The 14,087-nt window shown below is 72.5% G+C and carries 15 protein-coding genes; 5 read left to right on the top strand and 10 right to left on the bottom strand.

Annotated elements, in window-relative coordinates; genetic code table 11:
- Window positions 1-15 precede the first annotated feature (15 nt).
- Entirely contained in the window at window positions 16-387 is a 372-nt protein-coding gene (locus AB0N17_RS18680) for a DUF4267 domain-containing protein (RefSeq protein WP_366012437.1), read from the bottom strand.
- 88 nt (window positions 388-475) lie between these two features.
- On the opposite strand from AB0N17_RS18680, the gene AB0N17_RS18675 reads away from it, so the two are divergent.
- A complete protein-coding gene (locus tag AB0N17_RS18675) occupies window positions 476-1,054 on the top strand; it encodes a TetR/AcrR family transcriptional regulator (protein WP_366012436.1) in 579 nt (192 codons plus the stop codon).
- 59 nt (window positions 1,055-1,113) lie between these two features.
- On the opposite strand, the gene AB0N17_RS18670 is transcribed toward AB0N17_RS18675, so the two are convergent.
- The 5 genes from AB0N17_RS18670 to AB0N17_RS18650 form a co-directional block, all read right to left on the bottom strand.
- Window positions 1,114-3,354 carry a bifunctional diguanylate cyclase/phosphodiesterase gene (locus AB0N17_RS18670; protein ID WP_366012435.1) on the bottom strand — a complete coding sequence of 747 codons (2,241 nt, stop codon included), beginning with the start codon at window positions 3,352-3,354 and terminating at the stop codon, window positions 1,114-1,116.
- A gap of 259 nt (window positions 3,355-3,613) precedes the next feature.
- Window positions 3,614-5,809: an NAD-dependent DNA ligase LigA gene (ligA, locus tag AB0N17_RS18665; RefSeq protein ID WP_366012434.1), complete on the bottom strand. Its 2,196-nt coding sequence runs from the start codon at window positions 5,807-5,809 to the stop codon at window positions 3,614-3,616.
- A gap of 15 nt (window positions 5,810-5,824) precedes the next feature.
- Window positions 5,825-6,826, bottom strand: coding sequence for a methionine synthase (locus AB0N17_RS18660; RefSeq protein WP_366012433.1), 1,002 nt, complete (start codon window positions 6,824-6,826; stop codon window positions 5,825-5,827).
- Window positions 6,827-6,868: 42 nt separating this feature from the next.
- Window positions 6,869-7,567 (bottom strand): SDR family oxidoreductase, encoded by a 699-nt coding sequence (locus AB0N17_RS18655; RefSeq protein WP_366012432.1) that lies wholly within the window; start codon window positions 7,565-7,567, stop codon window positions 6,869-6,871.
- A gap of 7 nt (window positions 7,568-7,574) precedes the next feature.
- Window positions 7,575-8,114, bottom strand: a complete 540-nt coding sequence (locus AB0N17_RS18650) for a TIGR00730 family Rossman fold protein (RefSeq protein ID WP_366012430.1) — start codon at window positions 8,112-8,114, stop codon at window positions 7,575-7,577.
- Window positions 8,115-8,179: 65 nt separating this feature from the next.
- Here AB0N17_RS18650 and AB0N17_RS18645 point away from each other — a divergent pair, with 65 nt between their 5' ends.
- Both AB0N17_RS18645 and AB0N17_RS18640 read left to right on the top strand, forming a co-directional pair.
- Complete coding sequence (locus AB0N17_RS18645) at window positions 8,180-8,503, top strand: DUF427 domain-containing protein (protein ID WP_366012429.1); 324 nt, start codon at window positions 8,180-8,182, stop codon at window positions 8,501-8,503.
- 37 nt (window positions 8,504-8,540) lie between these two features.
- Window positions 8,541-9,326, top strand: coding sequence for an alpha/beta hydrolase (locus tag AB0N17_RS18640; RefSeq protein WP_366012428.1), 786 nt, complete (start codon window positions 8,541-8,543; stop codon window positions 9,324-9,326).
- 52 nt (window positions 9,327-9,378) lie between these two features.
- Here the strand turns inward: AB0N17_RS18640 and mnmA are convergent, their stop codons facing one another.
- Window positions 9,379-10,503, bottom strand: coding sequence for a tRNA 2-thiouridine(34) synthase MnmA (mnmA, locus tag AB0N17_RS18635; protein WP_366012427.1), 1,125 nt, complete (start codon window positions 10,501-10,503; stop codon window positions 9,379-9,381).
- Between the two features lie 60 nt (window positions 10,504-10,563).
- On the opposite strand from mnmA, the gene AB0N17_RS18630 reads away from it, so the two are divergent.
- On the top strand, window positions 10,564-11,226 hold the full coding sequence (locus tag AB0N17_RS18630) for an N-acetylmuramoyl-L-alanine amidase (protein WP_366012426.1): 663 nt from the start codon (window positions 10,564-10,566) through the stop codon (window positions 11,224-11,226).
- Window positions 11,227-11,530: 304 nt separating this feature from the next.
- Here the strand turns inward: AB0N17_RS18630 and AB0N17_RS18625 are convergent, their stop codons facing one another.
- The 3 genes from AB0N17_RS18625 to AB0N17_RS18615 form a co-directional block, all read right to left on the bottom strand.
- Window positions 11,531-12,700 carry a cysteine desulfurase family protein gene (locus AB0N17_RS18625; RefSeq protein WP_366012425.1) on the bottom strand — a complete coding sequence of 390 codons (1,170 nt, stop codon included), beginning with the start codon at window positions 12,698-12,700 and terminating at the stop codon, window positions 11,531-11,533.
- A 105-nt stretch (window positions 12,701-12,805) separates the two neighbouring features.
- Window positions 12,806-13,084, bottom strand: a complete 279-nt coding sequence (locus AB0N17_RS18620) for a DUF4190 domain-containing protein (protein WP_366012424.1) — start codon at window positions 13,082-13,084, stop codon at window positions 12,806-12,808.
- A gap of 32 nt (window positions 13,085-13,116) precedes the next feature.
- Window positions 13,117-13,284 (bottom strand): hypothetical protein, encoded by a 168-nt coding sequence (locus AB0N17_RS18615; protein ID WP_366012423.1) that lies wholly within the window; start codon window positions 13,282-13,284, stop codon window positions 13,117-13,119.
- Between the two features lie 157 nt (window positions 13,285-13,441).
- On the opposite strand from AB0N17_RS18615, the gene AB0N17_RS18610 reads away from it, so the two are divergent.
- Window positions 13,442-14,068 (top strand): TetR family transcriptional regulator, encoded by a 627-nt coding sequence (locus tag AB0N17_RS18610; RefSeq protein WP_366012422.1) that lies wholly within the window; start codon window positions 13,442-13,444, stop codon window positions 14,066-14,068.
- Window positions 14,069-14,087: the final 19 nt, after the last annotated feature.

Here is a 14,087-nt window from a genome sequence, read left to right as displayed (position 1 = left end):
CCCTGTCGGACGCGGTCAGACCGCGAAGAGCAGTCCGGCACTGATCAGTACAACGGTCGCGGTGGCGAAGTGGATCCCGAAGGCGACGGCCTTCGCTCCACCGTGGCGCAGGACTGTCACCGTGTCGAGGAACGGGATGAGTGCCACGCAGACCATGAACCAGGCCTCGGCGCGGGCGCCGGCGAAGGCCAGCAGGGCGAGGCCGATCAGTCCGAGGGTGCCGTCCCTGAGGCCCTTGACGGTCAGGTAGGCGCCGGCGTCGCCGCGCGGGTCCGCCGGGACGCCGTAGCCGGCGGCCGCGGGGCCGGGCTGGAACCAGAAGCGGTAGCCGAGGAACACACAGAACAGGTCGAGCAGCACAGCCAGGGTGTACGCGGTGACGGTCATGACCCCTCCGAATTTCTAGCAACGCTAGGAACACGAGCGAAGTTAGCAGAGCGTCGACAAAAAGGCTAGCGACGCTAGAATCCAGGGCGTGACGATCCAGACGCGCCGGGAGCGCGAACGAGCGGAGCGCGAGCGGCTCATCGTGACGGCCGCCCGGGAACTGGCCGAGGCCGAAGGCTGGGACGCGGTGACCACCCGCCGGCTCGCGGCCGAGATCGAATACAGCCAGCCCGTGCTCTACAGCCACTTCAAGGGCAAGGGCGCGATCATGGCGGCGGTCGCCGTTCAGGGCTGCGCCGACCTGGCGACGGAGCTACGGGCGGCGCGGTCGGCCGTGCGGGGCACGCGGGAGGCGCTGGCGGCGGTGGCGGAGACGTACACGTCCTTCGCGCGACGCCGGCCCGCCCTCTACGACGCGATGTTCACCCACCTGGTGGATCTGCCGTTCGCGACGGAGGAGGCCCCGGCGCCGCTCAAGGAGGCGTTCGGTGAGCTGTTCGTCGTCGTGGAACCGATCACGGCCGACGGGGAGGACCCGGGCCTGCTGACGGAGACCTTCTGGGCGGGACTGCACGGGCTGGCGACGCTGACGAGGAGCGGACGGCTGCCGGAGGACGGGCACGGGCGACGGCTCGCGCTGCTGGTCGCGCACTTCGCGGGCGGTTGAGGACGGGCGGCCGCCTGTGGCGCGGTGCCCCCGTGGGGGACCCCTCCGGCCGGGCGGACCTACTCGGCGGCCGGCAGGGCCGCACGCGGCCGCTGCCACCCACGCGACCCCCGCGCCAGGAGCCACGCCGTCGTCTCCTCGGGAGGCATGGCCGCGGCGACGAGCCAGCCCTGGACCGCGTCACAGCCCAGGTCGCGCAGCCGCTCCCACGTCTCGTCGTCCTCCACGCCCTCGGCGACGACGAGCAGCCCCAGCGAATGCGCCAGGTCGACCGTGCAGCGCACGATCTCCGCGTCCTCGGTGTCCACCGCGAGCCGGGCCACGAAGGACCGGTCGATCTTCAGCTCGCTCACCGGCAGCCGCCGCAGGTGCACCAGGGACGAGTACCCGGTGCCGAAGTCGTCCAGGGACATCTTCACGCCGTGCCCGGTGAGCCCGGCCAGGGTGTCGGCGGCCCGCTGCGGGTCCTCCAGCAGGACGTGCTCGGTGATCTCCAGCTGCAGCGCCCCCGCGGGGACCCCGTGCCGCGCCAGCCGGGCGGCGACCGAACCCGCGAAGCCGGGCGTGTGCACATCGCGCGGGGAGACGTTCACGGCGACCGGGACCCGCAGGCCCTGCGCCCGCCACCGGGCGACCTGCCCGAGCGCGGTCTCGAGGACGTACTCCGTCAGATGGGGCATCAGGCCCGAGGACTCGGCGATCGCTATGAACTCGTCCGGCGGCACCTTCCCGCGCTCCGGGTGCACCCAGCGGACCAGCGCCTCGAGCCCGGCGACCTGGCCGTCGAAGCGGACCTTGGGCTGGTAGTGCAGCTGCACCTCCTGCGCGTCCAGCGCGCGGCGCAGGTCGCCCAGCAGCCCGAGCCGGTCGGGGGTGTTGGAGTCCCGCTTGGACTCGTACACCTCGACGCCCGTACGGTCCCGCTTCGCCTGGTACATCGCCACGTCCGCGCGCCGCAGCAGCCCTTCGGCGTCCAGCGCGTGGTCGGGGAAGACGGCGACGCCGGCGCTTGCCTCCAGCACGAGGGTGAGCCCGTCGAGGTCGAGCGGGGAGCCGAGCGCGGAGACGAGACCGCGGGCGATCCGGGTGGCCGACGTGGTGGAGTCGGCGACGGGCAGTAACACGGCGAACTCGTCGCCGCCGAGCCGGGCGGCCTCCGCGCCGCGCGGCAGCGCCAGCCGCAGCCGGTCGGCGATCTGCAGCAGCAGCCGGTCACCGGCGAGATGACCGAGGGTGTCGTTCACCGACCGGAACCGGTCGAGGTCGATCAGCATGAGGGCGGAGCGGGCGCCGATGCGCTCGGCGTCGTCGAGAGCGGTCCAGATCCGCTCCAGCAGCCACTGCCGGTTGGGCAGTCCGGTCAGCGGATCGCGCAGCTGCTCCTCGGCGCGGGCCCGGGCCATCCACAGGGTGGAGTCGAGCGCGATGAGCGGGATGGCGAACAGCGGGAGCAGGACCGGCTGGGCGTCCGCGACCACGCACACCAGGGGCGCGATGCCGAGCAGGGCGACGGCGACCAGGCCCTGCCGGACCAGGGCGGTGCGGGCGACGGTGGGCACCCCGCCGCCGCGCGGGGCGTGCAGGTACCACAGCAGGCCGCGGCTGACCGCGAGATAGGCGACCGCGACCAGGACGACCTCGGGTGCGGTGGCGATGCTCCAGCTGCCGGGCCGCCAGGGCTCCTCGACGCTCGGGACCCGGCCGAACGCGCCGAGCAGCAGGGCGCCGGCGGCGATGCCGAGGATGTCCACCGCGCCGTGCAGCACGCCCTGCCGCCAGCGGTGGCGCCGGGCGATGCCGACCAGGACGACGACGGTGAGGCTGACCATGCCGGCGGGCACCCAGCCGTAGAGCAGCAGCACGGCGAGCGTGAGGGCGGCGCCGGAGCCGGTGCCGCCCCACCAGCGGGCGCGGCCCAGCATGACGAGGTGGCCGACGATGACACCGGTGAGCAGGGCCAGCGCCCAGCCGACCGTGCCGCACGGGAAGAGGGCGTGGTGACCGGTGAAGGCGCGGTAGAAGCCGGCGCCGAGGACGAAGCCGGCGGCGGCCACGACGGCCGCGGGCAGTGCGGGCCAGGACAGGTGCCGTTCGGCGTCGGTGTCGGCACCGGCCAGGCCGGGGGCGGGCTCGACGGCCAGGGGTATGTGGGCGGGGACATCGGCGCCCGGTCCGGCCGGGCGGGGCGACATGCCCGTGCGTCCGCCGCCCCGTGCCGTCCACCGGGTTCCCCGCCAGGCGCCCGCGCGGCGGCGCAGGCGCAGCCGTGAGTCCGGGGCGACGCTCTCGGTCGGTTCCATTCCCGTCCCTCTCACAGCCGGCGGTGCCCACGCCACGCGGCCCGATGTCCGACAACCATCAGCAGCTCCGCGTCGAAGAAACCCTCCCCGCGCCCCTGGAGGGCACGGGGATGCCCCGACCGCAGCTGGGCACGGCAGGCGCACACCTCAACAGTAGGCCGCGGAAGGCTTTCACGGGCAGCGGTCGTCGACGGTTGCCCGAATACGCCCGGGCCACCCGTATGCATCTGATATGCGCCGATCGGGTGGCCTTCAACCGCTACTCCCCGGTCGGAAGCGCGACTTCGGCCGCGGCTTCGGGGCCCTGCTCCAAAAGGACGCCGAAACCGTCCTCGTTCAGCACCGGAACCTTCAGCTGCATCGCCTTGTCGTACTTCGATCCGGGGTTGTCGCCCACCACGACGAACGAGGTCTTCTTCGAGACGGAACCGGTCACCTTCGCACCCCGGCTCTGCAGCGCCTCCTTGGCGCCGTCGCGGGTGTGACGCTCCAGCGTCCCGGTGACGACCACCGTCAGCCCCTCCAGCGGGCGCGGCCCCTCGTCCTCGCCGGACGACTCGTCCTCCAGCGGGACTCCGGCGGCCTTCCACTTGCGGACGATCTCGCGGTGCCAGTCCTCGGCGAACCACTCCTTGAGCGCGGCGGCGATGATCGGGCCGACGCCGTCGGCGGCCGCCAGCTCCTGCTCGGTCGCCTGTTCGATCCGGTCGAGGGACCGGAACTCGCGGGCGAGGGCCTGCGCGGCCACCGGGCCGACGTGCCGGATGGAGAGACCGTTGAGGAAGCGGGCCAGCGGACGGGACTTGGCCGCCTCGATGTTCTCCAGCAGGGCGAGGGTGTTCTTCTTCGGCTCGCCCTTCTGGTTGGCGAAGACCGTGACGACCTTCTCCTCGCCCGTCCTGGGGTCGCGCTTGGGCAGCCCGCTGTCCGGGTCGAGGACGTAGGCCTTGATGGGCAGCAGCTTCTCCACCGTCAGGTCGAACAGGTCGCCCTCGTCCACCAGCGGCGGGTCGGCCGGCTCCAGCGGTCGGGTCAGCGCGGCGGCGGCCACCTGGCCGAAGTGCTCGATGTCCAGGCAGTCGCGGCCGGCGAGGTAGGAGACGCGCTCCCGCAACTGGGCCGGGCAGGTACGGGCGTTCGGGCAGCGGAGGTCGATGTCGCCCTCCTTCATGGGCCGCAGCGGGGTGCCGCACTCGGGGCACTCGCCCGGCATCACGAACTCCCGCTCGCCGCCGTCGCGCAGGTCGACGACCGGGCCCAGGATCTCCGGGATGACGTCACCGGCCTTGCGGATGACCACGGTGTCACCGATGAGCACGCCCTTGGCCTTGACGACCTCCTGATTGTGCAGGGTGGCGAACTCGACCTCGCTGCCCGCGACCGTGACCGGCTCGACCTGGGCGTACGGCGTGACACGGCCGGTGCGGCCGACACCCACCTTGATGTCGATGAGCTTGGTGTTGACCTCTTCCGGCGCGTACTTGTAGGCGATCGCCCAGCGGGGTGCCCGCGCGGTGGAGCCGAGGCGGCCCTGGAGGCGGATCTCGTCCAGCTTGACGACCACTCCGTCGATCTCGTGCTTCACGGAGTGGCGGTGCTCGCCGTAGTGCGCGATGAACTCCCGTACGCCGTCGAGGTCGTCGACCACGCGGTTGTGCCGGGAGGTGGGCAGGCCCCAGGTCTTCAGCAGGTCGTAGGCCTGGGAGAGGCGGGTCATGCCCGTGAAGCCCTCCAGGGCGCCGATGCCGTGGACGACCATGTGCAGCGGGCGGGTGGCGGTGACGCGCGGGTCCTTCTGGCGCAGCGAACCGGCCGCCGCGTTACGCGGGTTGGCGAACGGCTTGTCGCCGGCCGCGACCAGGCGCTCGTTGAGCTCGAGGAACTTCTCCATCGGGAAGTAGACCTCGCCGCGGATCTCCACCAGGTCCGGGACGTCGTCGCCGTGCAGCCGGTCCGGGATGTCCGTGATCGTACGGACGTTGGGCGAGATGTCCTCGCCGGTGCGGCCGTCGCCGCGGGTGGCCGCGCGCGTGAGGCGGCCGTTCTCGTACGTCAGGTTGACCGCGAGGCCGTCGACCTTCAGCTCGCACAGGAAGTGGTACTCCTGCTCGCCCAGCTCCTTGGCGATGCGGTCGGCCCAGGCGGCCAGCTCGTCGTCGTTGAAGGTGTTGTCGAGCGAGAGCATCCGCTGGCGGTGCTCCACCGCGGTGAAGTCCGTCTCGTACGACCCCGCGACCTTCTGGGTCGGCGAGTCCGGGGTGCGCAGCTCCGGGTACTCCTCCTCCAGGGCCTCCAGAGTCTTCAGGAGCGTGTCGAACTCCGCGTCGCTGATGACGGGAGCGTCCTTCACGTAGTACCGGAAGCGGTGCTCCTCGATCTGCTCAGCGAGCTGCGCGTGCTTCTCACGTGCCTCGGCGGGCACTGCCGTCTCCGCCTGCTGCTTGTCGCCGGCCACCGTGTTGTCCTCCCGTTACTCTGGGTTGTCCGCGAGGGATCTCGCCGCCCGGACGCAGTGGGCGAGCACCTGGCGTGCGTAGGCGGGGGAAGCGCCCGCCAGACCGCACGCCGGGGTGACCGTGACCGCCTCGGCGAGCAGCCCCGGACGCAGGCCCAGCCTGCGCCACAGCGTCCTGACACCCATGACGCTACCGGCAGGGTCTGACAATGGGCCGTCCGTGCCCGGCACGACACCGGCGAACAGCCCGGTGCCGGCCTCGACGGCCTCGCCGATCGCGTCGTCGTCACGTTCGGTGAGGAGCGCGAGGTCGAAGGAGACGGCGGCCGCGCCGGTCCGCCGCAGCAGGGCGAACGGCACGTCCGGGGCGCAGGAGTGGACCACGACGGGGCCGTCGCCGTGTACGCCGACGACGTCCCGGAGCGTGGCCTCGGCGATCTGCCGGTCCACGGCCCGGTGGGTGCGGTAGCCGCTGGCGCTGCGGACCTGGCCGCGCAGGACGGCGGTGAGGGAGGGCTCGTCGAGCTGGAGCACGATCCGGGCGCCGGGAACGCGGCGGCGGACCTCGGCGAGGTGCAGCCGCAGGCCCTCGGCGAGGGAGGCGGCGAGGTCGCGGCAGGCGCCGGGGTCGGAGAGGGCGGCCTCGCCGTTCCTCAGCTCCAGGGCGGCGGCCAGGGTCCAGGGGCCGACCGCCTGCACCTTCAGATCGCCCGCGTAGTCCTGCGTGAACTCCTCCAGGGCGTCCAGGTCCTCGCCCAGCCAGGACCGGGCCCGCTTGGTGTCCCGGCCCGGCCGGTCCCCGATCCGCCAGCCGCTGGGCTCCACGCGCGCGTAGAGCTCGACGAGCATCCCGGCGGTCCGTCCGATCATGTCGGCACCGGGTCCGCGGGCGGGCAGCTCCGGCAGGAACGGAAAGTCCTCGAAGCTGCCGGTGACCGTCTTGGCGGCTTCCCGGGCATCGGTTCCCGGCATGGACCCGACCCCGGTGGCGGCGCCGAAGCGCGTGTTGTCGTTCACGGGTGAAGCCTACGTAGGTGCGGCCGGCCGGTGCCGCGGCGGTCAGCGCCCCGGCCGCACCGTCAGGTCGTTGATCTCCGCGTCCCGCGGGAGGTCCAGGGCCGTCAGGATCGTCGTCGCGACCGACTCGGGGTCGATCCACCGCCCGGCGTCGTACTCCTTGCCCTCCTGCTGGTGGACCTTGGCCTGCATGGGGCTCGCCGTGCGGCCGGGGTAGACCGAGGTGACCCGGACGCCCGCCGCGTGCTCCTCGTGGCGCAGGGAGTCGGCGAGGGCCTTCAGGCCGTGCTTGGAGGCGGCGTAGGCGGACCACCCGGCGTGGGCGGCGAGACCGGCGCCGGAGTTGACGAAGATCACATGGCCGCGGGCGGCCCGCAGCTGGGGCAGGAAGTGCCGGGTGAGTTCGGCGGGGGCGATCAGGTTGACGTTCAGCTGGTGGTGCCAGGACTTGGGGGTCAGCTCGCCGACCTGGCCCAGGTCCACGACCCCGGCGATGTGGAGGAGGGAGTCCACGCGGTCCGGGAGGCTCTGGTGGGAGAAGGCCCAGGAGAGCCGGTCCGGGTCCGCCAGGTCGCCCACCAGGGTGCGGGCGCTGGGGAACCCGGCCGCCAGTTCCTTCGCGCGGCCCGCGTCGCGCGCGTGCAGCACGAGTTCGTCCCCGCGCGCGTGCAGACGGCGGGCGACGGCCGCGCCGATGCCGGAACCGGCCCCGGTGATCACATGAGTAGCCATGCCCGCCATGCTCGCATCAGCGGGCGGGGAGCGACTCCTCGAGGTAGGCCAGCGCGGCCGCCGGCTCCGTGGCGAAGAACATCAGCTCGGACAGCGGGCGCGGCAGGAAGCCCTCCTCGTCCATGCGGCGGAACTGCTGCTGGAGGCCGTCGTAGAAGCCCGCGGTGTTCAGCAGGACGACCGGCTTCTCGGTGCGGCCGTGCTTCTTCAGCTCCAGGATCTCGGTGGCCTCGTCGAGCGTGCCGGTGCCGCCCACCATGATCACCACGGCGTCGGCCTTCGCCAGCAGCAGCCGCTTGCGCTCGGCGAGGTCCGCGGCGACGACCATCTCGTCGGCGCCGGGCCGCGCCTTGTTCGCCAGGAACTCCACCGAGACGCCCAGCAGCCGGCCGCCCGCCTCCTGCACACCGTCGGCGACGACCTTCATCAGACCGGAGTCGGAGCCGCCCCAGACGAGGGTGTGACCGGCCTTGCCGATCAGTTCCGCGAACTCGCGCGCGGGGCGGGTGTAACGGTCGTCGAGGTCGGCGGCGGACAGGAAGACGCAGATGTTCATGGCCTCTACCGTACGGGTCCCGGCGTGGGCGGGAAGAAGCACGGGCCCGCGGGTGCTGTTCCGGTATGACCCGAGGACACACGATCACCATCGAACAGGGCGAGCGGCACGTGCGCGTGGTGCACGGCGACCAGGTGCTCGCGGAGACCGACCGGCCGCTGGTGCTGCGCGAGACGGGCTGTCCGCCGCGGTACTACATCCCCGCCGAGGACGTGCGCGTCGACCTGCTGACGCCGTCCGACACGCACACGGAGTGCCCCTTCAAGGGCACGGCGTCCTACTGGTCGCTGCCGGACGCGCCCGATCTGGTCTGGGCGTACCCGGATCCGAAGCCGGACGTCGCCGGGATCAAGGATCACTTCTGCTTCTACGAAACCGACGTGTCGTGACCGATGAGTCCCTGCCGGTGCGGCAGTCTGCACGGGCATGGACAAGAAGACGACTTCCCGCGACGGTACCTCCCTCGCGTACGGAGTGACCGGCCAGGGGCCCACGGTGATCCTCGTGAGCGGCGCGATGTCCACCGGGGGCACCCTGGCACCTCTGGCCCAGCGGCTCGCGGACCAGTGCACGGCCGTCGTCTACGACCGGCGGGGGCGCGGGGAGAGCGGTGACACGAAGCCTTACGCGGTCGAGCGTGAGGTCGAGGACCTGGCCGCGCTGATCGACGCCGTGGGCGGCGATGCGGCGCTGTTCGGGGTCTCCTCGGGCGGCGCGCTGGTGCTCGAGGCGGTGGCGAGCGGGGTGTCGGCCGGCCGGGCCTCCGTCTACGAGGTGCCGTACGCGGACTTCCTGCGGGGCGGCGCCGAGCGGGAGGCCACCTACAAGGAGCAGCTGAACAAGGCGCTCTCCGAGGGCCGCCGCGGGGACGCGGTGGAGTTGTTCCTGCGGCTGACGGGCCTCGGCGAGGAGGTGATCCGGGGCGCCCGCCAGTCGCCGATGTGGGCCGGCATGGAGGCCGTGGCGCCGAGTCTCGCGTACGACGACGCGGTGATGGGCGACGGCCTGCTGCCCCGGGACCGGCTCGCCGGCATCTCCGTGCCCGTGCTGGTGGTCGCGGGCGGGGCGAGTCCCGACTGGATGCGCGAGGCGAACCGGGAGATCTCCAGGGCGGTGCCCGAGGCCGCCTACCGGGTGCTGGAGGGGCAGACCCACATGGTGGAGCCGGACGTGCTGGGACCGGTGCTGGCCGCGTTCCTGACGGAGGCGTGACGGGACCGGCTTCCCGGCGCGGGGTGCCGGCGGGCTCCCGGAAGGGTGCCGGCTACACCGTCGCCGCCGTCGCGCGCTTGGTCGTCGCGATCGTCGCCGAGCCGACCACGCGCGTGCCGTCGTACAGGACGATCGCCTGGCCGGGGGCGACCCCGCGGACCGGCTCGGTGAAGGTGACGCGCAGTCCGCCGTCGGCCGGCACCGCGGTGACCTCGGTCTCGCCGCCGTGGGCGCGCAGCTGGGCGGTGTAGGTGCCGGGGCCGGTGGGGGCGGTGCCGCACCAGCGGGGCTTGATCGCGGTCAGGGCGGTGACGTCCAGGGCGGCGGCGGGGCCGACGGTGACGGTGTTGTCGACCGGGGAGATGTCGAGGACGTAGCGCGGCTTGCCGTCGGGGGCCGGGGTGCCGATGCGCAGGCCCTTGCGCTGGCCGATGGTGAAGCCGTACGCGCCCTCGTGCGTGCCCAGCTTGGCGCCGGACTCGTCGACGATGTCGCCCTCCGCCCTGCCGAGCCGCTGGGCGAGGAAGCCCTGGGTGTCGCCGTCGGCGATGAAGCAGATGTCGTGCGAGTCGGGCTTCTTGGCGACCGCGAGGCCCCGCCGCTCGGCCTCCGCGCGGATCTCCTCCTTGGTGGTGACCGTGTCGCCGAGCGGGAACATCGCGTGGGCGAGCTGCTTCTCGTCCAGCACACCGAGCACGTAGGACTGATCCTTGGCCATGTCGGAGGCGCGGTGCAGCTCGCGGGAGCCGTCCTCGCGGACGATCACCTGGGCGTAGTGACCGGTGCAGACCGCGTCGAAGCCGAGGGCCAGCGCCTTGTCCAGCAGCGCGGCGAACTTGATCTTCTCGTTGCAGCGCAGGCACGGGTTCGGGGTGCGGCCGGCCTCGTACTCGGCGACGAAGTCCTCGACGACGTCCTCACGGAAGCGGTCGGCGAGGTCCCAGACGTAGAACGGGATGCCGATGACGTCGGCCGCGCGGCGGGCGTCACGGGAGTCCTCGATGGTGCAACAGCCACGGGCGCCGGTCCGGAAGGACTGCGGGTTCGCGGAGAGCGCGAGGTGGACGCCGGTGACGTCGTGGCCCGCTTCCGCGGCGCGCGCGGCGGCGACGGCGGAGTCGACTCCACCGGACATGGCGGCGAGGACACGGAGGGGGCGCTGCGGGGTCTCAGTCATAGCCCTTCCAGGGTACGGGGCCGCGGGAACCGGCTCCGCCGGATATCCGTTGGAGACCACATGGGGGCGACTCGGGAGCGCGCGGGAGCCGCGCGGGGCGACGGGGACCGGCGGCTGGGGCGGCGGGCGCTGCTGGTGGGCGGGGCGGCGGCGGCCGTGGGCACCGCCGTGCTGGCCCGGGAGGAGCTGGCGCACCTGTGGTGGCGGCTGCCGGGCGTGGACAGGCCCCGGGTGGCGGGCGCGGTGGACTTCAGGGGCGCGCGCTGGGTGGCGGCCTCCCCGGCCAACTACCGCCGGGCGGACCGGCCGGACGACTATCCGGTCGACCGGGTCGTCGTCCATGTCACGCAGGGCGGCTACGCGAGCGCGGTGAAGGTGTTCCAGGACCCGGCGCACGGGGCGGCGGCGCACTACATCGTGCGCAAGGACGGCCGGGTCACCCAGCTGGTCCGGGAGCTGGACGTGGCCTTCCACGCGGGCAACCGCGCGTACAACGAGCGGAGCGTCGGCATCGAGCACGAGGGTTTCGTGGCGGACGCCTCCTCCTTCACGGACGCGATGTACGCGGCCTCGGCGCGGCTGACGGCGGCGATATGCGGGCGGTACGGCATCCCCGTGGACCGCGAGCACATCGTGGGGCACGTGGAGGTGCCAGGCACGGATCACACGGATCCGGGGCCGCACTGGGACTGGGAGAGATACCTGAAAAAAATCAAGGCGTAACCCCTTTATTGTCCGGTTGGGACGGTTTTATCCTGAAGGCCAGACCTACGAGACGAGTGAGGGAGTCCAAGCGGAGTAGCCGACTTCAGCGAGAGGGAAAGATCTCCCAAGAGAGGTACACGATCTCCGCTGGTGCCGACGTCGACGCTCGGGCTGAGAGGCCGGAAGGTCGCAAGGACTGGACCGGAAGGCGACCCCCATTACCTGATCCGGACAATACCGGCGAAGGGAACCCGCCTCGTAGGTCGCTTTCGTGTGCCAGGTCGCTTTCGCGTGCAGGTCGCTTTTGTGTGCGGCCGGGGCCTCAGCTGAGTCCCGCCGCGCGGGCCCGTTCCACCGCCGGGCCGATGGCCTTGGCGACCGCCTCGACGTCCGCCTCCGTGGAGGTGTGACCGAGGGAGAACCGCAGGGTGCCGCGGGCCAGGTCCGGATCGGCGCCGGCGGCGAGCAGCACATGGCTGGGCTGGGCGACGCCCGCGGTGCAGGCCGAGCCGGTGGAGCACTCGATGCCCTGGGCGTCCAGCAGCAGGAGCAGCGAGTCGCCCTCGCAGCCGGGGAAGGTGAAGTGGGCGTTGGCCGGGAGACGGCCCCCGGGCGCCGGGTCGCCGCCGAGGATCGCGTCCGGTACGGCGCCGCGCACGGCGTCGACCAGCCGGTCGCGCAGGGCGCCGATCTCACGGGCGAACCACTCGCGCTGCTCGGCGGCGAGGCGGCCGGCCACCGCGAAGGAGGCGATGGCCGGGACGTCCAGGGTGCCGGAGCGGACGTGGCGTTCCTGGCCGCCGCCGTGCAGCACGGGTACGGGGCTGTACTCGCGGCCGAGGAGGAGCGCACCGATGCCGTAGGGACCGCCGACCTTGTGCCCGGAGACGGTCATCGCGGCGAGGCCGGAGGCGGCGAAGTCAACCGGGACCTGCCCGAAGGCCTGGACCGCGTCGGCGTGCAGCGGGATGCCGAACTCTGCGGTGACGTCGGCGAGTTCACGGACCGGCATGACGGTGCCGATCTCGTTGTTGGCCCACATCACGGTGGCCAGGGCGACGTCGCCGGGGTTGCGGGTGACGGCCTCGCGCAGGACCTCGGGGTGGACCCGCCCGTGGGAGTCGACGGGCAGGTACTCGACCGTGGCGCCCTCGTGCTCGCCAAGCCAGTGCACGGCGTCGAGGACGGCGTGGTGCTCGACGGGGCTGGCCAGGATGCGGGTACGGGCCGGGTCGGCGTCGCGGCGGGACCAGTACAGGCCCTTGACGGCGAGGTTGTCGGCCTCGGTGCCGCCCGAGGTGAAGACGACCTCGCTGGGGCGGGCGCCCAGCGCTTCCGCGAGGGTCTCGCGGGACTCCTCGACCGTGCGGCGGGCCTGGCGGCCGGACGCGTGCAGGGAGGAGGCGTTGCCCGTGATGCTCAACTGGGCGGCGAGCGCCTCTGCCGCCTCCGGGAGCATGGGGGTGGTCGCGGCGTGGTCGAGGTAAGCCATGGTGTGCCCGATTCTACGGGCCCGTTGCGGCCGGCTTCGGCCCGCCCACGGCGGCCGGGCACGGTTCCCCGTCGTCCTCGGGGACCTGTGCGGCCTCGCTCCGTCTCACAGGCTCCAGGACAGGGTGTGGGACACCTCCATCGCCACCGCCAGGATCGCCAGGTCGGCGATGCCCAGGGCGAGACCCAGGTACGCACGGCCCCGGCGGGCCGTGCCGCGCCAGAGGGACACCCCGGCCAGGGCGATGGCGATCGGGCCGAGGAAGAGGTTGAGGACGAGCAGGCCGAGGAGGCCGAGGATGAAGGACGCCACGGCCATGCCGTCGGCGTCGCGACCGGGGGAACGGGTGTCGGTGCGGGGTGTGGCCGGTGCGGTGAGTTGCATGGTGCTCAGCTCCTGAAGGTGCGTGCGGACGGTCAGTTGGCCGGGGTGCGGCGCCGGCGGCCGTAGCGCTCGCGGATCGCGAAGACGCCGAGCCAGACGGCGATGACGGCGGCCAGGGCGACGGTGACCGTCAGCGGTGCGTGGGCGACGGTGCCCAGCACGACGCCGAGCAGCATGAGTGCGGCGACCAGGAACAGCATGGGATGGGATCCCCCCTCCGGGATGCCTCGTGTGAAGGCCCTGTCGGGCCTCGTGTGAAGACTGAGTGAACAGTTGTAGTAACAGTTGTTCACTGACTTCTACTCTAGCGCGTCCCGCGGCTTTTCAATTCCAGAGAACAGTTGTTAACTGGATGACATGAGTCACACGCTCGGCATCCGGCAGGCCCAGAAGCAGAAGACCCGGCAGGCGTTCCTCGACGCGGCGCTCGCGCTGCTGGAGGAGCAGAGCCTGAGCAGCCTGGGCCTGCGCGAGGTCACCCGGGCCGTCGGGGTCGCCCCCACCGCCTTCTACCGGCACTTCCGCTCGACCGCCGATCTCGGTGTGGCGCTGGTCGACGAGGCGCTGGGCAGCCTGCACCCGATGGTGCGGACGACGGTGTCCACAGCGGGCGACAGCGGGGAACGCATCGCCCGGGCCATCGAGCTGATCGCCGGCCACGTGGACACCTATCCCGCGCACGTCCGGTTCATCGCCCGCGAGCGGCACGGCGGGGTGCAGCCGGTGCGCGAGGCCATCCGGTCCCAACTCGTGCGGTTCGCCGAGGAGGTGAAGGACGAGCTGGCCAAGGACCCGGAGGCGGAGGGGTGGGACGACGACGACCTGCTGATGCTCGCGCACCTCTACGTCGACCAGATGCTGATCACCGCCTCACTGTTCCTGGAGGCGCTGGAGGCCCCCGCGCAGGAGCGGGACCGGGTCACCCAGCTCGCCACCCGCCAGCTGCGGCTCATCAGCATCGGCCGCAGCCACTGGCGCGACTGAGGACCCCGGGCCCCGCAGT

Source organism: Streptomyces sp. NPDC051133 (assembly GCF_040682635.1).
Classification (GTDB): Bacteria; Actinomycetota; Actinomycetes; order Streptomycetales; family Streptomycetaceae; genus Streptomyces.
This window is presented reverse-complemented; position numbering and strand designations above follow the sequence as displayed.

Bases quoted from the DNA above. Each gene is read 5' to 3' on its own strand.
- AB0N17_RS18615 (WP_366012423.1), bottom strand. From the start codon at position 13,284: ATGCTGTTCCTGGTCGCCGCACTCATGCTGCTCGGCGTCGTGCTGGGC.
- AB0N17_RS18680 (WP_366012437.1), bottom strand. From the start codon at position 387: ATGACCGTCACCGCGTACACCCTGGCTGTGCTGCTCGACCTGTTCTGT.
- AB0N17_RS18640 (WP_366012428.1), top strand. From the start codon at position 8,541: ATGGACAAGAAGACGACTTCCCGCGACGGTACCTCCCTCGCGTACGGA.
- AB0N17_RS18655 (WP_366012432.1), bottom strand. From the start codon at position 7,567: ATGGCGGGCATGGCTACTCATGTGATCACCGGGGCCGGTTCCGGCATC.
- AB0N17_RS18625 (WP_366012425.1), bottom strand. From the start codon at position 12,700: ATGGCTTACCTCGACCACGCCGCGACCACCCCCATGCTCCCGGAGGCG.
- AB0N17_RS18610 (WP_366012422.1), top strand. From the start codon at position 13,442: ATGAGTCACACGCTCGGCATCCGGCAGGCCCAGAAGCAGAAGACCCGG.
- AB0N17_RS18620 (WP_366012424.1), bottom strand. From the start codon at position 13,084: ATGCAACTCACCGCACCGGCCACACCCCGCACCGACACCCGTTCCCCC.
- AB0N17_RS18650 (WP_366012430.1), bottom strand. From the start codon at position 8,114: ATGAACATCTGCGTCTTCCTGTCCGCCGCCGACCTCGACGACCGTTAC.
- AB0N17_RS18645 (WP_366012429.1), top strand. From the start codon at position 8,180: ATGACCCGAGGACACACGATCACCATCGAACAGGGCGAGCGGCACGTG.
- AB0N17_RS18630 (WP_366012426.1), top strand. From the start codon at position 10,564: ATGGGGGCGACTCGGGAGCGCGCGGGAGCCGCGCGGGGCGACGGGGAC.
- AB0N17_RS18670 (WP_366012435.1), bottom strand. From the start codon at position 3,354: ATGGAACCGACCGAGAGCGTCGCCCCGGACTCACGGCTGCGCCTGCGC.
- mnmA (WP_366012427.1), bottom strand. From the start codon at position 10,503: ATGACTGAGACCCCGCAGCGCCCCCTCCGTGTCCTCGCCGCCATGTCC.